Origin of the sequence: Mycobacterium sp. E2238 (assembly GCF_001672665.1) — a bacterium.
GTDB lineage: Bacteria > Actinomycetota > Actinomycetes > Mycobacteriales > Mycobacteriaceae > Mycobacterium.
The window spans coordinates 1-22771 of sequence record NZ_LZKF01000003.1 but is presented as its reverse complement, the minus strand read 5'-3'; the positions used below and the strand labels follow the sequence as shown (position 1 = coordinate 22771).

Below are 22771 nucleotides of genomic sequence, written 5' to 3'. Positions count from 1 at the left end.
GGGTGATCAGGGCAGGTTGATTCGGGACACCAGGCCGGCCGCACGCGTATAGGCCTGCGGGGCCATGCGTTTGATATTCCAGCCGATCTTGGCGTCGAGTTGCGGCATGCAGTACAGCTCGCCGCGGTCGTGTGCGTCCAGGCAGATCCGCGCGACTCTGTCCGCCGAGAATCCGGTCCAGCGCATCAATCTGTTCGCCAGCTGGCTGGATTCCTCGCTGATTCGGCCCGACTCGACGATGTTGGTCTTCACGAATGTCGGGCACAGCACCGTGACTTTCACCCCGGTGCCGGCCAATTCGGCGGCCAGGGTCTCCGAGAGTGAGAGCACACCGGCCTTGCTGACGTTGTAGGCGGCCATTCCCGGCGCGGCGCCGAATGCGGCCGCCGAGGCTACGTTGATGATGCCCCGGGCGCCGCGCGACGAGCCCCGCAGGATCGGGGTGAACACATGGCAGCCGTGAATGGGCCCCCACAGGTTGATGCCCAGCGTCCACTGCCAATCATCCAGCGGCGCATCGCCGATGGCCGCGCCGCCGGCACCGACACCGGCATTGTTGATCACCAGTGTCGGCGGCCCGGAAAACCAGGCCTGTGACTGGTCCGCCAGCGCCTGAACATCCTCGAGTTTCGAGACATCACAACGGATGGCGGTGGCTCTGCCGCCCTGTTCGATGATCGCGTCGGCCGTCCGTTGGGCGGCGGCTTTGTCGATGTCGCTGCAGACGACCGCGCCGCCGCGACGGGCGAGTTCGACGGCGAAGGCCGCACCGATGCCGCTTCCGGCGCCGGTCACCACCGCCGACGCGCCGCGGCTGGGTTTCGACCTCCCCAGCAATCTGTCCAACATGCCTCAGAGCACCTCCTGGGTCGTGGCGCGCGCATCCTGCAACGCGTGGGCGATGAACCGCGCGACGTAGGCCACGGCCTTGGCGGCTTCGGGTGTCATGCGTGGCAGTGCCTGAAAGACGTGCACCTGGTGCGGCCAGATCTGCAGTTCGCATCGGCCGCCCGCGGCTTGGATGTCGGCCGCCAGCTGACGGGCGTCGTCCTGAAGCATCTCGGCTCCGCCGGCCTGGATGAGGGTCGGCGGAAGGGGCGGGCCCCCAGCCACATTCAGTGTCAGCCGCTGGTGAGTGAGGTCCACTCCGGCGTGATACATGCTGACCAGGCGAGCCGCGTCGGCCGCCCGGATCGCGGGATCGCGACGCGTCCGTTCACGGGCGAGGCACAGCTCGAAGGTGACGTCGTACAGCGGGGAGAACAGCGCCAGCGCGGCGGGGTGGTCGGCGGCGACCTCGGGTTGCAGCAACATGTCGACGGCCAGGTGCCCGCCTGCCGAATCTCCGGCGACCACAATCTGTTTCGGCGATACTCCACAAGATTGCACCAGCCAGTCCCAGCCCGCCCGTGCGTCGTCGGCCGCGGTGGGAAAGCGGTGGCGGGGCGCGAGTCGGTAATCGATGCTGAAGACCGGCAAGCCGGTCAAGGATGAGAGCCAGGACGTCAACCGCCGGTGGGTTTTTGGCGAACACACGGCGTAACCGCTGCCGTGCACGTAGTAGATGGCTCCCACGGTTGTGGACGATCGCGGCGCCTCGCTGGTCGGCGTGCGCGGTCCGTATACCCATTCACCCTTGACGCGGCGCCCGTCGGGCAGCTTCGTGTCGACGTGTTCGACGCGGGTGCCCGCCAGCGAGGGCCCGAACGTCCCCATGATCCTGGCGACGATCTGGCGCGACAGCCACAGTCCCCATGTCCGCTCGGGCGGTATCAGGCCCGTGACCGGCCGCAGGGTGTAAGCACTTACCGCCGCCGCGCCACGGGACCGCAATGACCCGCGGGCCGGAACACCGTCCGCCATGTCACGCAGTCAATAACAAATGGTGACATTAGTCAATGGCATCTTTGGCGGCGGTTGGCCGTGGGCTGTCAGAACATCCGCGGACCGCCGAAACCCGGGACCGCGCCCACCGGGATGAGTGCGAGCGCGATCGCGAGAATGATGAACAGCCGCAACGTTTTCGGAGTTGCCTCATGCCCGATTTCCGGCCTGCGCGAGGCGAAGAGGGCGAACACCACGCCGATGTCGAACGCCACGATCGTCAGCCACCGGGTCCAGTCATAGCCGGTCAGGAAGACCGGAAAGATCAACACCGACCCGGCGGCGACCCAGGCCATCCGGCCCCGCAGCGCGTCGAGGAACGCGGCAAGCGGCACGCCCGAAATGTTGCTGAGCCCCCACATCGTCACCACAACGGCGGCAACTCCGAACACCAGGGACATGGTGAGGCCGACCATTCCGATGTGGCCGACGGCTCGGATGGCATCCGCGATTCCGTTGTCGTAGTTGGGCATCACATTGCGGCACACCCAGTCGTGGTAGTCGGTTTGCTGCGATTGCCCGTCGATGACATACCGCAGCAACGTGGTTGGCGACGTGACGGTCGCGAACGGGTTGGGCATCACGTGGTGGGGGACGGACGCGCACAGCCGAGCGGCGACGTCGTGACGACCGAACGCCGCGACGGCGGCGGTCGTGCAGATGCCCGGTGTCACCGCGAGGAGCACACCGAGGGCCTGGGCGTCTTTCAGCGCACCGCCCAGGACGACGATCGCCAGCACGGCCCCCAGTGCGAACTGCAGGCCGACCGCCTCGTGCAAGAGGGCTAACGCCGCAATCGCGACACCGTAGGCCGCGCACCATGTCATCGCGACGGCGCGGGAACGTGCGAACATCAACGCCGAGCAGAACAGCGCCAGCGCCGCCGCCCCGAACAGGTCGGGCCGGGCCGAATATGCCGCGAACGGAACTCCGAAGGGCAGCAACGGAATCAGCATCGCGACCAGCAGCCTGCGTTCAGACCTCGGGTGACCGAAGAGCACCAAGCCCGCGACCGTTGCCAGGCCGCCCAGATACACCGCCGTCGACAGCCACCGCAGACTCAGCGCGGCGGAGAAGTAGTGTCCCGGGACGAACCGCACCAATTCGCCGGCAAGACCGCGGCGCACGAAGCCATGCGTGTAGTCGGCCGCGTAGTACGACATCCAGTACACGTCGAGCGGAACGATCTTGATCGCGAACCACAGCACGGCCGCCGCCCAGGCCGCAATCGCTGCGGCGACACCCGCGTACAAGAGGTGGCGCCGGCTTTCAGCCGCTCTGAGGTCGAGGCCCACCATCAGATCTGACCCTCGAAGACGGTTGATGCCCCCAGCTTCAGGTCGGCCAGCGCGCTGCACGCGAGCTCGCGGGCTTCCGCTGCGGTGTTGCCGGCGCCGTCCTGGCACGCGATGACGTTGAGAAATCGGCTGCCGTTGATCGTTCCAGTGCTGCAGAACAATTGGCCACGGGTCTCCTCGATGCGGCGGCGCGTGATGCCCTGCTCGGCCAGCCGGATGGAGACCTCGGCTGCATCCGCACCATCGATGCGGCCAAAGGCGGGATCTAGGCTTCCGAGGTTCGAGCACCCGACCGGAAGTTGGCCGGTTGACATGGCGATGCCTTCGGCGTGGCGGACGAACCAGCGTGGTGTGAACGGAACGAGCGGTAATCCCGCGAGCATTTCGTTGGGCTTTAGGTGCAGCGACGTCAGCATCCTCTTGATATCGGCCCGCACGCGACTCAAGTCGTGGGCCACCGCCGCGGCATCGACGGCCAGTGTGATTGAAGTCAGTGCATTGGCTCGGTCGTCGTCGCTGGTGCGATCGCTGACGGGGAGCACCACCGTCACCGCGTTCCCGTCTGGAGGCACCCTGCCGATTCGATGTGCCAGCCTGGCCGCGAATGCGACGAAGAGTGTGTTGCTGCTCCCGTTCAGACTGCGCGCACGGGCGTCCCATGCGGCGGCGTCGGTCTGGATCGTCACCGACGGGAGTGCCGTCGGCTCATCATTGACCGCAGAGAGCGCACCGGGCCGGGGCGCCCCGGGCGCAGGCCGGGAACGGGATGAAGCCTTGAGTAGGATCACCACGGTCGCGATCAGGGCGCGGATGACCACCGGCAGGGAACGCACCGCATCGGCCAGGTCCTCGAAGACGGCGCGCGCCCGGCTCCGTGAATTCGGCTGCGGGTAGCCGCGATTGCGTCTCTCTTTGTTGACCGCCTCGGTTACCGCCGATATCGCCGCGAGCCCGTCGACGACGCAGTGTGATGACACCAACGTGACCGCCGCGCCGCCGTCGTCCAGCGGCAGTGCGCCCAGATGAAACGTAGGGCCGAATTCGGGGTCGACCGGTACCTGTGCGCGTCTTTCGATCCACGCGCCGATCGCCGACCGCGGTTGTCGCGGCTCCAGCGCGATGTCGGGTGAATGGTCGTCGAGCACCCAGCGATGACGACCGAATGGCAGCGGTGAGCGCTCGATGCGCCGTCCGAGGAGGCCGGCACCGAGATTGTCTTTGAAGGCGCGCAACTCGTCGATGTTCACGTCCCGGTCGTACACCCACGTGCATTGCACCGTGCTGCCTTGACCGGTGGCCCGCAGCCGTAGGAACGCGGCCTGGTCCAAAAGCGCCAGCCGCATCACCGGCAACTTAGGAGGGGCATGGGGCGTCGGCCCACCCGCACCGAAACCTTTGGCCGGCGAAAACGAATGCATCAGGCATGGTTGTGCGGCCCGGCGTCGGCCACCCGGGTGAACTCGGCGCGCATGGCCTCGACGTAGCGCCGCACGGACCCGCGCGCGATGTCGGTGCCCGGGTAAGCAACCACCAGTTGCGTTCCGTCGTGCATGCGGTTGACCCACATGCACACCGTCTCGGACAGCCGGTTGTCTCCCCAGATCCCGGCCTGCAAACCATCGAAGTAGTCACCGAACGGCAGCTTGCGAATGTCGATGTAGGACAACATCGGCACCGGTCGGTCGGGAACCTCGAAGTGGCCTGCCGAGCCGGCCGGCGTCTCGAGCAGGTGGTAATAGGGCACGCCGCCGAGGGCCGCGTTGGCGTCGAACGACGCCTGGGCGGCGCTGACCACTTCGTCGAATGACGCGCCGGCGGTCGGAATCGCCAGCGGGACGAAACTGGCCAACCAGCCGACCGCGGTGGCGTGGGCGGGATCTCGCCGGTTATCGAACGGGGTCAGTCCGAAATATGTGGCCGCTCCGGTTAAGCGATGCTCGGCCAGGGCGGCGCAGGCGAACACGCCGCCGCTGAAGCGTGCTCCCGCGGCGCGGCACGCGGCCTCGAAACGCCGGCCCTGATCGTCATCGATCAGCTCGAACACGTCGATGGCTCCCGGGGTATCCGCGGACGGCTCGCCCAGTGCCAGTGGAAACCTCGGCAGCGCACCATTGTTCGCCGAAAGGAAGGCGTGCCAGCGCTGGATTTCGGGCGATTCGTCATCGAGGCTCGCGGTGTAGGCGCGCTGCTTCGCGCTGAATTCACGATGACTGGCTGCGGGCGCCAGCGCGGCCTGCCCGTTCTGCAGCGCGCTGAAGTAAGCCGTCTGAACGTCCAGGAAGATCACGCCGGCGGACATACCGTCGGCGCGCAAGTGGTCGACGGCGATGTAGATGGTGAACCGGTCCTCGCCTTGGACAATTCCGAAGCTGAAGCAGTCCCATTGCAGCGGATCGGGTGTATCGAGGATGAGCTTGCGGATCTGAAGAGGAGCCATTTCCCCGAGATCCGTTGGCGCAAGCGTGATGTTCTCCGGGTCGGCAATGACGTAGCGGAGGATTTCGTCGTTGTCGGAGAAGGCAAACCGATCGTGGTAGACATCGTGTCGCCGCACGTGGCTATTCAGCGCTTGCGTCATCGCATCGATATCGCAGACGCCTCCGATCTCCCAGGCTCCGATGCACAACCGAGGGATATCGCGGCCGAGGCCGACCTGGCGTCGGTAATAGCGAAGATGCTGGGACTGCTGGTAACTGACCGGGGCGGGGTGGTATTGCGCTTCTGCGGCCCGCGCGTAAGTGTTCGCGGTGGGATACCAAGATACGACGGTGCCCTCGGCTGTCCAGTCGTCGACCGTGCCCAGGAACATGCGTTACCTTTCCTCGTCAGTTGGCGACGCCAGTCGGATGACCCTAACGCGCCCGCGCGTGAGTTGCTGTATGACGCTGAGTCGCCGAGCGGGTTTTATTTCGCGAACCCGGAAAGCGCCTTTCACTAGCTGCGTGGAATGCGCACCAGTGATTTGGCTCACTCTGGCTTGAATTGACCCCGCGCATGCCGGCAACCAGGGCGAATGGCCGACACGCTGACCGTCGCGCGGCGCAAGCATAAAGGTCCCCCTCGAGCCCGACAAGCGCACGGGGATTCACAGGACCCGCACGATTGCCATCGTCTTGCCGTGCAAGAGCCAACCGGCACGCGGATTCGTTTGATGCGGCGCGCGGTTAACTCCGGACTACTGCTCAAACAAGCCTTTATCTCGACGCCACGGACCCAACGCGACGAATACTCACCGATAGCGAGCGCTATCTTGGCGATGCCATTCGCGCAACTTTCAGGCCCCCGAAACGACGCCTCGAACACCATATCCCAGGCAGGGTGACGGCGGAATAGTACCAGCCAAGGAATTTTTCGGTCGCGATCATCCAGCGTGCGATCGCCTATCCAAAATCCGAAAGGGGTCCTGCGCGGCCGTCAGTGTTGGCTGACGCCAACGGCTTTCGCGGTAGACGGTCAGTGTTGTGCGAAATGACCTGCTGATCAGGGGGATTGGCCGAACTCGGGGGTCTCGCCGCGCGCGGAAGTCGGGGGATGAAGGGCGGCGCCTTTCAGAACGTCGTAATCCGAGCGCCACGCTGGCGTGACGCTCGGCGTGAAGTCGCAAGTCGCCAACCCGAACAAACCCCCCCGATGATCACTTGACGCCATACATACAGCGTGTATGTTCATACATACGGTATGTATGAAAGGGGATGAGTTCATGACGGCCACGCTCGACGCGATAGCGGAGGAACGCGCAACCGTTCTTAAGGTTTGCGCGCAAATGCCTGACTCGATGTGGGCGGAGGACAGTGGGTGTGCTGGCTGGTCGGTCCAGGATCTGGTGTCGCACATGGCGTGTAGCTACTGGTTGGCTGTCGATCCGTCGACGCTGCCCGATCCCGGCGGCCTGCCCGCCGAACGCGCGGCCGACCTTTACGTCGAGTCCCGCCGTTCCATGACCCCGGCGGAGGTCGTGGCCGACTACGAGTCGGTCAGTTCGCGCGGGTTGGACGTCCTCGCCGCGGTCGAGGGCCAAGATATCGAGATACCGATCGGCGACGTCGGGACCTATCCGGCCTCCGTCGTGCCCACGACTTTTGTCTTCGAGTCCTTCATCCACCTTCGGTACGACTTGTTCGCCCCGGACGGACCGTTGCGGTCGGATCCGCCGCCCGTCGACGAGCTACGGCTTGCCCCCACGCTGGACTGGATCGAAGCGGCGCTGCCGCAGCAGAACACCCACCTGCTCAACGATTTACGCGTCGGTGCCGAGGTCCGCCTCGACGGGTTGTGCGCCCGGACCCTGCGCCTCGGCGCCCAGGGTGATGTGGGCGCGCGTATCACGTCCGATTCGGAAGCGTTCGTGCGATGGATAACCCAACGCGGTGCGTGGGAAAGCCTCGGCGTTCAGGCCGAGGGGGACCCGTCCGCTTTGGAGATCATCCGTCAGCTAAGAGTGTTCTGAACGACGCTGTCTCCCGCGGGTATCGCACCCCGCGACCTTCATGCGGTATGTATGACATGCATACGTGGGTGTGAAAGGTGAGGGTCGCATGGCGCAGGACGGTCGCCGTACGCAGGCGGAGCGCGCCGCGGATACGCGCGGCGCGTTGATCGGCGCCGCCCGGCCCCTGTTCGCATCGTTGGGATTCGCCGAGGCGTCCCTGGAGACGATCGTGCGCGACGCCGGGGTGACGCGCGGCGCGTTGTACCACCACTTCGCCGACAAGACAGAGCTATTCGCGGCGGTGTTCGAGCAAGTGGAGGGCGAGATGGCCGCGCGGATGGGGGAGGCCGTCGTGGCCGCGGGGGAATCCGATCCGGTTGAGATCATGCGGCTGTGCGCGGGCCTGTGGTTGGACGCGTGTGCCGAGCCGGAGATCCAGCGCATCGTTTTGCTGGAAGCGCTGGCGGTGCTGGGTTGGGAACGCTGGAGCGACATCGGGCACCGATACAACATCGGATTCGTGACGGCGCTGCTCACCGACGCCATCGAGTCCGGCAGCATCCCGCCCCAACCCGTCGAGGCCACGGCCCTGACCGTCATGGGGGCGTTGCGCGAGGCAACGCTCTACATTGCCCGCGCGGACGATCATCGCCAGGCAAGGGCGGATGCCGGCGCGGTGATGGACAGGATCCTGGAAGCATTGCGGGCCAAGCACATCGGCTGAGGTCACCTCGGCAGGGCCGAGATCTGGCCGGCGATCGCCTTTTTGTCGACCTTGCCGATCGGTGTGGTGGGCAGTGTTGTCATCGGCACCAGCGCGTCGGGCCGAGTGTGGGCGGCCACCCCACGCCCGTCGAGGTATGCGTTCAGTTCCGCCAGAGTCATTGCCGGCCCAGTGAAAACGACCGCCGCGCAGATCTTTTCGCCAAGATACGGGTCGGGCAACGGCACCGCTGCCGCTGAGAAGATCGACGGGTGGCTGAGCATCTGCTCCTCGAGGTCCGCGGCGGAGACGGTTTCGCCGCCGCGGCAGATCACGTCCTTGACCCGCCCGGTGACCATTAGATACCCATCGTGGCGGAGCCGGACCAGGTCACCGCTGCGGAAGAAGCCGTCGGGATCGAAGCACCGTTGGTTCTCGCGCTCGGCGCGGTAGTAGCCGTTGAGCGTGTACGGGCCTCGTACCAGCAGCTCGCCTTCCTCGCCCAGTTCCACCGGTTCGCCGTCGGGGTCGACGATGCGCAATTCGTCGGCCTCGCACAGCGGCCGCCCCTGGGTGAAATCGGTGAGCTCGGGCGGATCGCCGGGGCGGGTGTAGTTCAGCAGTCCCTCCGCCATCCCGAACACCTGCTGCAGCCCCGGGGTCAACGCGGCGCGGACCAGTCGGGCGTCGTCGGCCTCCAGCTTGGCGCCGCCAACTTGCAAGAGCCGCAGGGACTTCGGTGTTGCCGGCTCCCACTCGCACGCCTGCGCCCACAGTTTGGCCAGGGCCGGAACCAGGGCGGTGACCGTGACGCCGTGGCGCTCTATGGCGGCGAAGGCGGCCTCGGGGCTGGGGTCGGTCCCGAACACGGTGGTGGCGCCCACGGTCATCGAGCCGAGCAGCCCGGGACACGCCAGCGGGAAGTTGTGGCCGGCCGAGAGCAGCACCAGATAGACGTCATCGGCCGTGAGCCGGCACAGCTGGGCGCTGGCGGTCGCGTTGAACACGTAATCGTCGTGGGTTCGGGGGATGAGTTTGGGCGTCCCGGTGGTGCCGCCCGAAACCAGCAGCAGCGCGGGCGATCCCGGATCGCGTGCCGGCACCCGGGGTGGGGCGGCGGCCCGATCGCAGAGTTGTGTCCATGAGGTGAACGGGCCGGGGTCGCCGTCGACGATGACGTGCTCGAGCGTCGGGTGGTCGTGGACGAGTTCGCGCGCCATGGCGCGATAGTCGAAACCGTTTGCCGCATCGGCGATCACCAATCCGGCGGCTTGGCTGACGGCGGCGAAGTGCCCCAATTCGGCGCCCCGGTGGCCGGGCAGGCACATCACCGGGATGGCGCCCGCGCGCAACAGCCCGAACAGCGCCACCGCGAACTGGCAACCGTTCGGAAGTTGCAGCAGCACCCGGTCGCCCGGTGCGATGCCCAGAGCGTGCAATCCTGCGGCGGCACGGCCGGCGCGCGCGTCGAGCTGGGCATAGCTCAGGGCCGCACCGTCCGCGGCGTCGAGCACGGCCGTTCGGTCGGGCCAACGCTGTGCCGCGTCGCTCAGGATGCTGTCCAGCGTGCGGCCCGCCCAGTAACCGGCCGCCCGATAGGCCGCGGCCCGATCGGCGGGGAACGGCACGAACCCTTCGAGGGGCCCGGCCAGGGACGGTGGTGTCTTCGTGGTCATGGGTCCTTAAACCGGGGGCGTAGTAGCGGCGCTTCGTGAGTAAGGATAGGGTAACCAACGATACTTAGGGCAGCCTGTGCTAATCCAGGGAGGGTTCGTGGTGCGTGCCTCGGCGCGCTCGGAAGACATCCGGGCGCAGGTGGCCGAACTGCTCGGCGTCGGTGTCGACGACATTCACCCCGGCACCAACCTCATTGGCCAAGGCCTGGACTCCATCCGGATCATGACCCTGGCGGGCCGGTGGCGCCGTGCGGGCATCGCCGTGGACTTCGCCACGCTGGCCGAAACTCCGACCGTCGAGGCGTGGACCGCGCTGGTCGGCGCGGACTCGCCGGCCGATCCCGCCGACCAACGCCTCCCCGCGCAACCGGCGGGCGACGCGGGTGAGCCGTTCCCACTGGCCCCGATGCAGCACGCGATGTGGGTCGGCCGCCAGGACCACCAGCAGCTCGGTGGGGTGGCCGGTCACCTCTACGTCGAGTTCGACGGCAGCGCCATCGATCCCGAACGCCTGCGCGCCGCGGCCACGGCGCTGGCCCGGCGCCACCCGATGCTGCGGGTGCGGTTCCTGCCCGACGGCACGCAGCGGATCGTGGCAACCGATGACGAATTCCCGGTCGCCGTCGAGGATCTGCGCCGGCAGGATGGCGACGAAGCGCATCGGCGACTGGCCGCGATCCGCAACGCCAAATCGCACCAGCAGCTCGACGGAGCGGTGTTCGAGCTGGCATTGACGCGCCTGCCGGGTGAACGTTCGCGCTTACACGTCGACCTGGACATGCAGGCCGCCGACGCGATGAGCTACCGGACCCTGATGGCCGACCTGGCCGCGCTGTACCTCGGGCGCGACCTGCCCGCGTTGACCTACACCTACCGGCAGTACCGCCGCGTGATCGAGGCGGAAGAGGCGCGGCCGCAGCCGGACCGCGACGCCGCCCGTGATTGGTGGGCGCAGCGCATCCCGCAGCTGCCGGACCCGCCGGCCCTGCCCTTCACCGGCGACCGCGGTTCGCGGACGAGCACCCGGCTCTGGCACTGGCTGGACCCGCGCACCCGCGACGCCCTGTTCTCCCGCGCCCAGGCCCGCGGGGTCACCCCGGCGATGACGCTGGCCGCCTCCTTTGCCAACACCCTGGCCCGCTGGTCGACCACCTCGCGGTTCCTGCTGAACGTGCCGCTGTTCGGGCGCCGGCCGCTGCACCCCGACGTCGACTCGCTGGTCGGCGACTTCACCTCCTCATTGCTGCTCGACGTCGACCTCGCGGGGACCCGAACAGCGGCGGCGCGGGCGCGGGCGGTGCAGGAGGCCATGCGGACCGCCGCCGCCCACTCCGCCTATCCCGGGCTGTCGGTGCTCCGGGACCTCAGCCGCCATCGCGGCACCCAGGTGTTGGCACCGGTGGTCTTCACCAGCGCGCTGGGACTCGGCGCGCTGTTCAGCCCCGAGGTCACCGATCAATTCGGGACACCCGCGTGGATCATCTCCCAGGGCCCGCAGGTGCTGCTCGACGCCCAGGTCACCGAGTTCGACGGCGGCGTGTTGGTGAATTGGGATGTGCGCGAGGGCATCTTCGCCCCGGGCGTCGTCGACGCCATGTTCGCCTACCACATCGACGAACTGCTCAGGCTGGCTTCCGCCGACGACAACTGGGACGCACCGGGACCGTCGCCGCTGCCCGACGCGCAGCGCGCCGTGCGCGACGCGGTCGATGGCCGCACCGCCGAACCCAGCGGAGAAGCGTTGCACGACGGGTTCTTTCGGCAAGCCGAGCGGCGACCCGACGCGCCGGCGATCTTCGCCAGTTCCGGTGACCTGAGCTACCGGCAGCTGCGCGACCAGGCACTGGCGGTGGCCGCCGCGTTGCGCGCGGCCGGCGTCGGCGCGGGCGACACGGTCGCGGTGATGGGGCCGAAGACCGCCGAGCAGGTGCCGGCGCTGTTGGGCATCCTGAGCGTCGGCGCGGCCTACCTGCCGATCGGCGCCGACCAGCCGCGCGACCGCGCGGAACGCATCCTGGGAACCGGCGCGGTGTGCTTGGCCCTGGTCTGCGGCGGGCAGCGGCTGGCACTGCCGGTGCCCGAGCTGACCCTCGCCGACATCCTCCGCGAACCGCCCATTGTCGCCGAAAACATCTCGGCAAGAGTCGATCCCGATGGCCTCGCATATGTGTTGTTCACCTCCGGATCGACCGGCGAGCCCAAGGGCGTTGAGGTGACCCACGATGCCGCGATGAACACGGTGGAGTTCATCGCCCGCCACTTCGAGATCGGTCCCGCGGACCGGTGCCTGGCCCTCTCCACGCTCGAAGGCGACATCTCGGTGATGGACATCTTCGTCACCTTGCGCACGGGTGGGTCGATCGTGGTGGTCGACGAGGCGCAGCGCCGTGACCCCGACTCCTGGGCCCGGCTCATCGACACCCACCAAGTCACCGTGCTGCACTTCATGCCGGGCTGGCTGGAGATGCTGATCGAAGTCGGACAAGGAAGGCTGTCCTCGGTGCGGGTCATCCCCACCGGAGGGGACTGGGTGCGGCCGGAGGTGGCGCGCCGCCTGAAGGCCGAGGCACCCAACCTGCGATTCGCCGGCCTGGGGGGAGCGACCGAAACACCGGTGCACAACACCATTTTCGAGGTCGACGATCCCGGCGCCCTGCCGGCGGACTGGACCGCCCTGCCCTATGGGGTGCCGCTGCCGAACAACGCCTGCCGCGTCGTCAACGACGCGGGCGACGACTGCCCCGACTGGGTCGCCGGCGAGCTGTGGGTCTCCGGTCGTGGCATCGCCCGGGGCTATCGGGGGCGGCCGGACCTGACCGCGGAACGCTTCGTCGAGCACGCGGGACGCAGGTGGTACCGGACCGGCGACCTGGCCAGGTATTGGCCCGACGGAACGCTCGAGTTCGTCGGCCGGGCCGATCACCGGATCAAGATCAGCGGCTATCGCGTCGAACTCGGCGAGATCGAGGCCACGTTGCGACGGCTCCCGGGGGTGGCGATAGCGGTCGCCGCCCTGCTTCCCGCACCGGGTGGCTCCGAGGTGCTGGCCGCCGCGGTCTGCCCCGAAGCTTCCGCTGGCGCCGGGCTGACGGCTGAGCGAGTTCGGGAGCTGATGGGCGAACTCGTTCCGGCGCATATGGTTCCGCGCCACGTCGCGCTGGTGAGCCGCATCCCGTTCACCGATGCCGGCAAGATCGACCGCCGTGCCGTCGCCCGTGACTTGGGCGCCGAGGTCTCACGATCCGAGCAGCCGGGCTACCGCGCCCCGTCGACCCCGCTGGAATCCGCCCTGGCCGCGCTCCTCGGTGATCTCCTCGGCGTGGACCGGGTCGGGCGCGAGGACGACTTCTTCGCCCTGGGCGGCGATTCCGTGCTGGCCACCCAGGCCGTGGGTCGTATCCGGAGCTGGCTGGACACCCCCGACATCATGGTCGCCGACATCTTCGCCACCAGAACCGTTGCGGCACTGGCCGATTTGCTTACCGGCCGGGAGCGGGACGGCCGGCGCCTGGATCAGGTGGCCGAACTATACCTGGAAGTCATTCACATGGACGCCGACGCGGTGCTGTCGGCTTCTCACCAGACCGGCGAAACCGGGACGGCTCGATGACCTCCGACCGGGTGCTCAGTGCGCCAACCGAGTTCGCCTCCTGGATCAAGCGGGTGCCCAGCGGCAACGACGGCCGGCGCACCGGCGCGACCGTGGTGTTTCCGCATGCCGGGGCGGCCGCGGCGAGCTACCGCGTGCTGGCGACCGCGCTGGCCGCGGGCGGCGACACCTACATCGTGCAGTATCCGCAGCGCGCGGACCGGCTGAGTCACCCGGCCCCCGACACGGTGCACGACCTGGCGCGAGGTTTGTTCGACGCTGGGCCGTGGAGCCGGGTGGCGCCGCTGCGGCTGTTCGGCCACAGCATGGGCGCCATCGTCGCTTTCGAGTTCGCCAGGATCGCCGAATCCCACGACGTTGCCGTGCAGCGCCTGTGGGTCTCGGCCGGCCCGGCGCCGTCGGCCGTAGCGGCCATGCCGGAACTCCCCACCACCGTCGACGGATTACTCGCCGACATCGCCGATCTCGGCGGCACCGACCCCGAACTGCTCGCCGATGAAGAGTTCGCCGAACTGCTGACCACCGCGGTGCGCGCCGACTACGAAGCGGTCAACCGCTACGAGTGTGCCCCCGGCGTCCGCATCCGCGCCGACATCCGCGTCCTGGGGGCGCGCGACGACCATCGCGTCGATCCGTCCGCGTTGCGGCTCTGGGAGAACCACACCGCCGGAGCCTTCGAGTTGTTCTTGTACGACGGCGGGCACTTCTATCTCGACGAGCACATCGATGCCGTGGCGCGACGGGTGAATGCCGATGTCTGACAACGGGTTCACCGGCGCCTCCGATCCGGTCGCGATCGTCGGCATGGCCGTCGAAGCGCCCGGGGGCATCGACACCGCCGACAAGTACTGGGAACTGCTGTCCCACGGCCGCGAGGCGCTGGGGCCGTTCCCCACCGATCGGGGTTGGCAGGTCCGCGAACTACTCGCGGGTTCGCGGCGCAGCGGTTTCAAGGAGATCCACGATCGCGGTGGATTTCTTTCCGGCGCAACCACCTTCGACCCGGAGTTCTTCGGAATCTCGCCGCGCGAGGCCGTCGCCATGGACCCCCAGCAGCGCGTGGTGCTCCGGGTGTCCTGGCGCGCGCTGGAAAACAGCGGCATCAACCCCGACGACCTGGCCGGGCACGACGTGGGGTGCTTCGTCGGCGCCTCGGCCACCGGATACGGGCCGCAGATGGCCAACTTCTCCCAGCACAGCGGTCACCTGCTCGCCGGGACCGCGCTCAGCGTGATCTCCGGGCGGGTCGCCTACACACTGGGATTGGCCGGCCCGGCGCTGACGGTGGACTCGTCGTGCGCGTCCGCGCTGGCGGCGTTTCACCTCGCGGTGCGCTCGATCCAGAACGGAGACTGCGACCTGGCGCTGGCCGGCGGCGTGAACGTGCTGGGTTCGCCCGGGTTCTTCGTCGAATTCTCCAAGCAGCACGCCCTTTCCGACGACGGTCACTGCCGCCCTTACAGTGCGCAGGCCAGCGGGACGGTGTGGGCCGAGGGGGCGGCGATGTTTGTGCTGCAACGCAAATCGGCCGCGCTGCGCGCGGGCCGCCAGGTTGTCGCCGAGGTCCGCGCCACCGCCGTCAACCAGGATGGCCGCAGCGCCGGGCTGAGCGCCCCCAGCGGCGACGCGCAGGTCCGCCTGTTCCGGCGCGCTATGACGCAGGCCGGGGTCCGGCCCGAAGACGTCGGGATGGTCGAGGGGCACGGCACGGGCACCCGCCTCGGCGACCGCACCGAATTGCGTTCGCTGGCACAAACCTACGGGGACACGACGTCCGGTGCCGGCCCCCTGCTTGGCTCGGTCAAATCCAACGTCGGCCACGCGCTGGCCGCCAGCGGTGCGCTCGGGCTGGCGAAGGTTATCGTCGCCGCCGAGCACGGGGCGATCCCACCGACCCTGCATGCCGCGGAGGCAAGTCCGGAAATAGATTGGGACAGCCAGGGTTTGCGCTTGGCGAATTCGCTGACCCCGTGGGCCGCCGCCGGCGGCCGGCGGATCGCGGCGACGTCGGCGTTCGGCATCGCCGGGACCAACGCGCACGTGATCGTCGCGCTCCCCGAGGTCGCGTGATGCTGACCTCCCCTTTGCCCGACGGCCGCGTACCCGTGCTGCTCTCGTCGCACGACGAAGAGCTGATCGGCCTGGACGCCCGGGCGATACTGGACTACCTGGGCGGGACGGGCGCGGACGCGGACACCGCGGCGGTGGCGTCCACGCTGCTGCGGCTTCGCCGGGTGCGGCGGCACCGCGCGGTGGTTCGGGCGGCCGGCCGCGCCGAGCTGGTCGCCGGCCTGACCGCGCTCGTCCGCGGCGAGGAGCACCCGCTGGTCACCCAATCCTCGAGCAACCTTGCGCCGTGCGTCGCCTTCGTGTTTCCCGGCCAGGGCAATCAATGGCAGTCGATGGGCGCCGAGGCATACCAACGACTTCCGGCGTACCGGGCCGAGGCCGACCGATGCGACCGGGCGTTCCGCGCCGCCGGGCTGCCCTCACCGTTGCCCTACCTGACCGGGGAACTCGACAGCAACTGGTCGCGCACCGAAATCCAGGGAGCGCAGTTCACCCACGCGGTCAGCCTGGCCCACGAATGGCGATTCCACGGCGTGCTCCCCGCGATCACCGTCGGCCACAGCCTCGGCGAGGTCGCGGCGGCGTACGTGGCCGGAACGGTGACACTGCCGGACGCGGTCGCGTTGGTCGGGGCCCGCGCCACGATCGTCGGCCAATTGGCCGGTCGCTACGCCATGGCGGTGCTCGGCGCCGGCGTGGACGAGGCGCAGTCCCTGATCGGCGAAACCGCGGGCTGGCTCGAGGTTTCGGCGGTCAACGGGCCCTCGTCGACCGTGGTGTCCGGAGACCATGACGCCGTCGCGGCCGCCGTGTGCCTGGCCCGGCAACGCGGCGTCTTCACCCACCAACTGACGGTGGACTATCCGGGCCACACCAGCGTGCTGCGGCCGCTGCGCACCGCCCTGGCCGAGCTGGTTCCCCGCTCGGCGTTCCGGGACAGTCCGGTGCGGTTCGTCGGCTCGACCTTCGGGGCGGAAGTCGGCGGCGAGGTGGACTTCTCTCGGTACTGGTATGACAACCTCTGTAACACCGTGCGTTTCGACCGGGCGGTGGCGACGGCCCAACGGCTCGGCGCCACAGGGTTCGTCGAGTTGTCCGCGCACCCCGCGTTGCTGTATCCGCTCGCGGACCTGATCGACGAGCGGACGACCGTGGCCGTCGGCTCGGGTCATCGCGAACGGGCCATCACCGACACGCTGGCGTCGAACATCGCCACCGTGGCCGCGGCCGACCCAGGCTGCCACTGGACCAACGCGATTCCCGGCGGTATCCGGCCGCCGTTGCGCGGATTCCCGAATGCGCCGATGCGGGCGGTACACCTGTGGGCGGCGCCCGAACCGCTGATCGACGCTGGCGAGGTCCCGGCGCTCACCGTCGCCGCTGAGGATTGGCGCCACGAGACGCGACCGGGCGCGGCGGGGGCGGACATCGGCATTGTCGCCGTCGATGCCACGGACGGCGCCTTGGTCCGCCTAATGATGGATGCCGTTGCGGCGCGGGGCGATTGCCGGGCGGTGTCGCCGGACGCCGCGGAGATCCTCGCGATCATCGCGCCCGAACTCGACGAGGCCGATGCCACCGCGGCGATCGAGCAGATCGCCGCGCGGGCGGACGCGGGCCTACCCGACTACGCCGCCCTGATCGGCCCGCGATGCCGGGCCGTCTGGTTGCTGACCGCCCGCGCCGAAACCATCGATGCGGATGACGCCGATGCGTCCCCGGCACAGGCGGCGCTGGCCGCGATGCACCGCAGCGTCGGCTTCGAATTCACCGACCAGGCCTTCGGACATCTCGACCTGCCCGGCCGAGACGTCGATGCCGGCACGGCCCGCGCCGCCGTCGACGCGCTGCTCGGTGAGCCGGCGGAGGTGGCGCTGCGGGGCCGCGAATCGACGGAACACTACGTGCGCACCTTCCGGAAGTGCCGCGATTCGGCGACCAAGCGGCCGCTGGACGCCGACGCGCTGGACAACGTGGTGATCACCGGCGGCAGCGGAGCCATCGGCCTGCAGTATGCGCGGTACTGCATCGAGCGCGGCGCACGGACGGTCACGCTGTTGAGCCGCAACGGTATCGATGAAGACACGCTGCGCCGGCTCACCGCGAACCACGCCACCGAGGTGCGCGCCACGCGGTGCGATATCACCGACCCGGCCGCCCTGGCGGCGGCCGCCGCCGCGCACGCGGGAAACGGCGCGTCGCTGCTGATCCACACCGCGGGCATCGCCGAGGCCCGGCCGCGTTCCGAGCTGACCGGAGCCGGCGTGGCGGCGGTGTGCGCGGCGAAGGTCCGCGGCCTGGCGCTGCTGGCCGAAGTGTGGCCGCTGCGGCCCGATTGCCGGATCCTGGCCTGCTCGTCGGTGTTCGGCGTGTGGGGCGGTTACGGCCACGCGGCTTACGCCGCCTCCAACCGGATGCTCGACGTGTTGGTCGCTCAGCTGCGCGCCCGGGGTCGCGACAGCGTGGCGATCCGGTGGGGGCTGTGGCAGGCCGCCGGCGTGGTCACGGGCGACGAAATCACCCGCACCCAACGCTCCGGCCTGGTGGCGATGGCTCCTGACCCGGCGATCGAGGCGGGCCTGTGCCGATACGACGGCGATCCGTTGATCTTCGACGCCGACCTCGACCGGCTCGCGGTGTTCTTCGAAAGCCAGGGCATGCCAATGCCGTTCGACACACAAAGAGGCGACGACGGGGCAGCGGACGCCTCCGCCGCCAAGCCACTGGCCGAGGTGGTGCGCACCGAACTCGCCGCGACATTGCATTTGGACGATTCGGTATCGATCGACCCGAGCGCACCGCTCATCGACCTGGGAGTGGACTCGTTGCTCGCACTCGATCTGCGTAAGCGGCTGCGCCGGACGGTCGGAAGCTCCGTCCCGGTCGCTCGCATGCTCGGCGGGATCACCCTCAACGAAATGATCGATGCGCTGCGCGACGGCGCAACGCTCGACGATCGCGAAACCAGAAAGGTTGGACTCCCAGCGTGACGGACACCACCGGAGCCGGCGCCCGTCTCGATGACGAACGTCTGGAATTGTTGCGCCGCAAGATCGCCGAACGCGGCCTGGCCAGTCCCGGCGTCTCGGCACCCGTGGCCACCTACGACCAGCCGCGCATGTCCGTCGGCCAGCACCGGATGTGGTTCGTGCAGTCGGTGGACCCCGACAGCGCGCTGCTCAACGTCTGTGTCTCCTATCGCGTGACCGGCACGGTGGACATCGACCGATTGCGCAGCGCGGTCGACGCCGTGGCGGCGCGGCACCCGGTACTGCACACGACGTACGACACCGGACCGGACGGCGACCCGTATCCGGTCATCCACGAGGAGTTGCGGCCCGAGTGGGCCGAACACGACCTGTCGGGCCTGACCGACCAGGCCCGGCGGTTGCGGCTGGATGTGCTGGCGCAGCGCGATTTCCGCCGGCCCTTCGACCTGGTCAAGGATTCGCCGCTGCGGGTCACCGCGGCCCGCTTGTCCGCCGACGAGCTGATGCTGTTGGTCACCGCCCATCACATCGCCTGGGACGACGCCTCGTGGACACCGTTTTTCGCCGACCTGACTCGCGCGTACACCGATCCGGTCGGATTCGGCGGTGAACCCGCGATAACTGCGCCTCCGCCGGACGAAGCCGCGGATCATGCCGCGGACTTCGCATACTGGCGGCCCCTGATGGCGAATCTGCCCGAGCCGCTTGAGCTTCCGGGCCCCAACGGTTCGGTGGTGCCAAGCACCTGGCGTGCCCAACGCGCTACTACGCGGTTGCCGGCGGCCACCGTCGATCGGGCCGCGGCGCTGGCGCGCGAGAGCGGCGCCACCCCGTACATGGTCCTGATGGCCGCCTTCGCCGCGCTGGTGCATCGCTACACCCAGTCAACGGACTTCCTGATCGCCGCGCCCGTGCTCAACCGCGGCATCGGGACGGAATCGGCCATCGGTTACTACGGCAACACCGTGGTGATCCGGATGCGACCGGAGCCGCGCCAGACGTTCCGGCAGCTGGTGGTCCAAACCCGGGACAGCGCGGTTGGCGCCTTCGCCCATTCGCGTGCCGACTTGGACTGGCTGGTACGCGAGTCCAATCCCGATCGCCGGCATGGCGCCGACCGGATGACCCGGGTGAGCTTCGGGCAGCGCGAGCCCGATGGCGCCGGCTTCTGCCCGCCCGGGGTGCGGTGTGAGCGAGGGGAGTTGCGCGGTCATTTCAACCAGCTGCCACTGAGCTTCATGATCGAGCTGGATCGTGCGAACGGTGGGCTGGTCGAAGCCGAGTACCTGGTCGAGGTGCTGGATCACCGACTGGTGGAGCAGCTGCTGCGGCACTACGCGGTGCTGCTCGACAGCGCCCTGGCGGACCCCGACACAGCGCTGTCGGCGTGCACGCTGATGGACACCGACGACGCCGAGTGGTTGCGCTGGGCATCGACCGGTGCCGAGTTCGATACCCCGGCCTCCACCTTGCCCGCGCTGGTCACCCGTCGTGCGGCGCTGTCACCCGATGCCGTCGCCGTGGTCTACGAGGGCCGCGAGTACACCTACCGGGAGGTCGACGAAGAGTCGAACCGCTTGGCGCACTGGCTGATCGAGCAGGGCATCGGCACCGAGGACCGGGTCGCGGTGTTGCTGGACAAGTCACCCGAATTGGTCATCACCGCGCTGGGCGTGCTGAAGGCGGGAGCGGTATACCTGCCGGTGGATCCCACCTATCCCGAGGATCGGCTGACCTTCATCCTGGGCGACGCCGACGCCAAGCTGGTGCTGCGCGAGCCCGTCACCGGGCTGTCGCGCTACCCGGCTGGAGCGCCTACCGAACTGGTGCGGCCGCTGGGCCCGCACAACACCGCCTACCTGATCTACACCTCGGGTTCGACCGGCCTGCCCAAGGGCGTGCCGGTGCCCCATGCGCCCATCGCCGAGTACTTCGTCTGGTTCGGTGACGAGTACCGCGTCGACGAGACCGACCGGCTGCTGCAGGTCGCTTCGCCCAGCTTCGACGTGTCCATGGGTGAGATTTTCGGAACGTTGATCATGGGTGCGCGCCTGGTGATTCCGCGGCCCGACGGGCTGCGCGACATCGGCTACCTGACGGATCTGTTGAGCCGCGAGGGCATCACCTCAATGCATTTCGTGCCGTCACTGCTCGGGCTGTTCCTATCTCTGCCCGGGGTCAGCCAGTGGCGCACCCTGCGGCGCGTGCCGATCGGCGGGGAGGCCCTGCCGGGCGAGATCGCCGACAAGTTCCACGCCACCTTCGACGCGCTGCTGTACAACTTCTACGGACCGACCGAGACCGTCGTCAACTGCACCAGCTACCCGGTCGAAGGCGCCCAAGGCACCCGGGTGGTACCCATCGGGCGCCCGAAGATCAACACCCAGGTACACCTCCTCGACAACGCGCTGCGGCCGGTTCCCGTGGGCGTGATCGGCGAGATCTACATGGGCGGAACGCATGTCGCCCACGGCTATCACCGCAGACCCGCACTCACGGCCGAACGGTTCGTCGCCGATCCGTTCACCCCAGGCCGGCGGCTGTACCGCTCCGGTGACCTGGCCCGCCGGAACGCCGACGGGGATATCGAGTTCGTCGGTCGCGCCGACGAGCAGGTGAAGATCCGCGGCTTCCGTATCGAGCTGGGCGAGATCGCCGCCGCCATCTCGGTCGACCCCAGCGTCGGGCAAGCGGTGGTGCTGGCCATGGACCTGCCGCGCTTGGGCAAGAGCCTGGTGGGATACGTCACGCCGGCCCAGGGCGGTGGCCCGGAAACCGTTGAGGTCGAGCGCATCCGCGCCCGGGTGGCCGCCGCGCTGCCGGACTACATGACGCCGGCCGCCTATGTGGCGCTCGACGAAATCCCGATCACGGCGCACGGCAAGATCGACCGGGCCGCGTTGCCCCAGCCGCAGATCGCGGCCGCGGCCGCATACCGCGACCCCGCGACTCCGACCGAATACCGCATCGCCGCACTGTTTTCCGCGCTGCTCGGCCACGACCGGGTTGGGGTCGACGACTCGTTCTTCGACCTGGGCGGCCACTCGCTGGTGGCCACCAAACTGGTCACGGCGATCCGCTCGGACTGCGGAGTGGAGCTCGGCATCCGCGACGTCTTCGAGCTCGCGACCGTGGGCTTGCTGGCGGAACGGGTTGACCAGCTGAGTGCCGGTGAGCTCAGGCAGTCGCGGCCCAGGCTGGTCGCGACCGACCATGACGAGCCGATGCCGCTGTCGGCCTCACAACTCCGCAGCTGGTTCGCCTACCGCGTCGACGGGCCCAGCTGGGTCAACAACATTCCCTTCGCCGCGAAACTGACCGGGCCATGGGACATCGACGCCCTGATCGCCGCCGTCGGTGACGTCGTCTCGCGGCACGAGATCCTGCGCACCTCCTACGTGGAGCTGGACGGGGTGCCCTACCAGGTGGTCGGACCCGCGGGTGAGGTTTCCGTGCGCCGCGCAACCGGGCCCGATCAAGCCTGGCTGCAGCGGGAGCTGGACGCCGAGCGCCGGTACTGCTTCGAGCTGGACCGCGAGCTGCCGGTCCGGGTTGCGGTGCTGGACACCGCCGACGACCCCGCCGAACACGTGCTGTCGCTGGTCGTCCACCACATCGCCTCCGACCACTGGTCGGCGGGGGTGTTGTTCGCCGACGTGATGACCGCGTACCGGGCCCGGCGCGCCGGGGAAGCCCCGGCCTGGGCGCCGTTGCGGGTGCAGTACGCCGACTTCGCGGCGTGGCAGGGGGCATTCCTGGGTGATGCGAGCGGCCAGGAGTCCGCCGTCGCCGCGGAGCAACGGGAGTACTGGACCCGGCAGTTGGCCGGGCTGCCGGAGGACACCGGGATGCGTCCCGACTTCCCGCGTCAACCGGTGCCCAGCGGTGCGGGCGAATCGGTCGACTTCCGTATCGACGCGGCCACCCGACACAAGCTCGCCGAGTTGTCGCGCGAGATGGGCATCACCGAGTTCATGCTGCTGCAAACGGCGGTCGCCGTGGTTCTGCACAAGGCGGGCGGTGGCCTGGACATTCCGCTGGGCACCCCGGTCGCCGGGCGCACCGAGGCCGAATTGGACCAGCTGATCGGGTTTTTCGTCAACATCCTGGT

General features: G+C 68.7%; 13 protein-coding genes. 7 read left to right on the top strand and 6 right to left on the bottom strand.

What is annotated here, in order from left to right:
* Positions 1–6: 6 nt before the first annotated feature.
* The 5 genes from A5711_RS00175 to A5711_RS00155 all read right to left on the bottom strand — a co-directional run bounded on the left by A5711_RS00175 (position 7) and on the right by A5711_RS00155 (position 5991).
* Positions 7–849, bottom strand: coding sequence for an SDR family NAD(P)-dependent oxidoreductase (locus A5711_RS00175; protein WP_067942875.1), 843 nt, complete (start codon positions 847–849; stop codon positions 7–9).
* Positions 850–852: 3 nt separating this feature from the next.
* Positions 853–1863: an alpha/beta hydrolase gene (locus A5711_RS00170; protein ID WP_082975607.1), complete on the bottom strand. Its 1011-nt coding sequence runs from the start codon at positions 1861–1863 to the stop codon at positions 853–855.
* 68 nt (positions 1864–1931) lie between these two features.
* Positions 1932–3182, bottom strand: a complete 1251-nt coding sequence (locus tag A5711_RS00165; protein ID WP_067942872.1) for a hypothetical protein — start codon at positions 3180–3182, stop codon at positions 1932–1934.
* Positions 3182–4528 (bottom strand): hypothetical protein, encoded by a 1347-nt coding sequence (locus A5711_RS00160; RefSeq protein ID WP_067942936.1) that lies wholly within the window; start codon positions 4526–4528, stop codon positions 3182–3184. Before A5711_RS00160 ends, A5711_RS00165 begins: the two co-directional genes overlap by 1 nt.
* 71 nt (positions 4529–4599) lie before the next feature.
* The gene (locus A5711_RS00155; protein ID WP_067942870.1) at positions 4600–5991 is read right to left on the bottom strand and encodes a condensation domain-containing protein; all 1392 of its coding nucleotides are present in this window, start codon (positions 5989–5991) and stop codon (positions 4600–4602) included.
* 891 nt (positions 5992–6882) lie between these two features.
* Here A5711_RS00155 and A5711_RS00150 point away from each other — a divergent pair.
* Both A5711_RS00150 and A5711_RS00145 read left to right on the top strand, forming a co-directional pair.
* Positions 6883–7629 carry a maleylpyruvate isomerase family mycothiol-dependent enzyme gene (locus A5711_RS00150; protein WP_082975609.1) on the top strand — a complete coding sequence of 249 codons (747 nt, stop codon included), beginning with the start codon at positions 6883–6885 and terminating at the stop codon, positions 7627–7629.
* Between the two features lie 88 nt (positions 7630–7717).
* Positions 7718–8335 (top strand): TetR/AcrR family transcriptional regulator, encoded by a 618-nt coding sequence (locus tag A5711_RS00145; protein WP_067942868.1) that lies wholly within the window; start codon positions 7718–7720, stop codon positions 8333–8335.
* A gap of 2 nt (positions 8336–8337) precedes the next feature.
* Here A5711_RS00145 and A5711_RS00140 read toward each other — a convergent pair whose 3' ends face one another.
* Positions 8338–9990, bottom strand: coding sequence for a (2,3-dihydroxybenzoyl)adenylate synthase (locus A5711_RS00140; protein ID WP_067942866.1), 1653 nt, complete (start codon positions 9988–9990; stop codon positions 8338–8340).
* A 97-nt stretch (positions 9991–10087) separates the two neighbouring features.
* Between A5711_RS00140 and A5711_RS00135 the strand changes: the two genes are divergently transcribed.
* The 5 genes from A5711_RS00135 to A5711_RS00115 form a co-directional block, all read left to right on the top strand.
* Positions 10088–13600 carry a non-ribosomal peptide synthetase gene (locus tag A5711_RS00135; protein ID WP_067942931.1) on the top strand — a complete coding sequence of 1171 codons (3513 nt, stop codon included), beginning with the start codon at positions 10088–10090 and terminating at the stop codon, positions 13598–13600.
* A complete protein-coding gene (locus A5711_RS00130; RefSeq protein ID WP_067942865.1) occupies positions 13597–14361 on the top strand; it encodes a thioesterase II family protein in 765 nt (254 codons plus the stop codon). The genes A5711_RS00135 and A5711_RS00130 overlap by 4 nt, the downstream gene beginning before the upstream one ends.
* Positions 14354–15670 (top strand): polyketide synthase, encoded by a 1317-nt coding sequence (locus tag A5711_RS00125; RefSeq protein WP_197520717.1) that lies wholly within the window; start codon positions 14354–14356, stop codon positions 15668–15670. The genes A5711_RS00130 and A5711_RS00125 overlap by 8 nt, the downstream gene beginning before the upstream one ends.
* Positions 15670–18660, top strand: a complete 2991-nt coding sequence (gene mbtD, locus A5711_RS00120; protein ID WP_067942862.1) for a mycobactin polyketide synthase MbtD — start codon at positions 15670–15672, stop codon at positions 18658–18660. Before A5711_RS00125 ends, mbtD begins: the two co-directional genes overlap by 1 nt.
* Positions 18657–22771 (top strand): non-ribosomal peptide synthetase (locus A5711_RS00115; protein WP_156744688.1); only part of this gene is annotated, 4115 nt, incomplete at its 3' end. The genes mbtD and A5711_RS00115, both read left to right, overlap by 4 nt.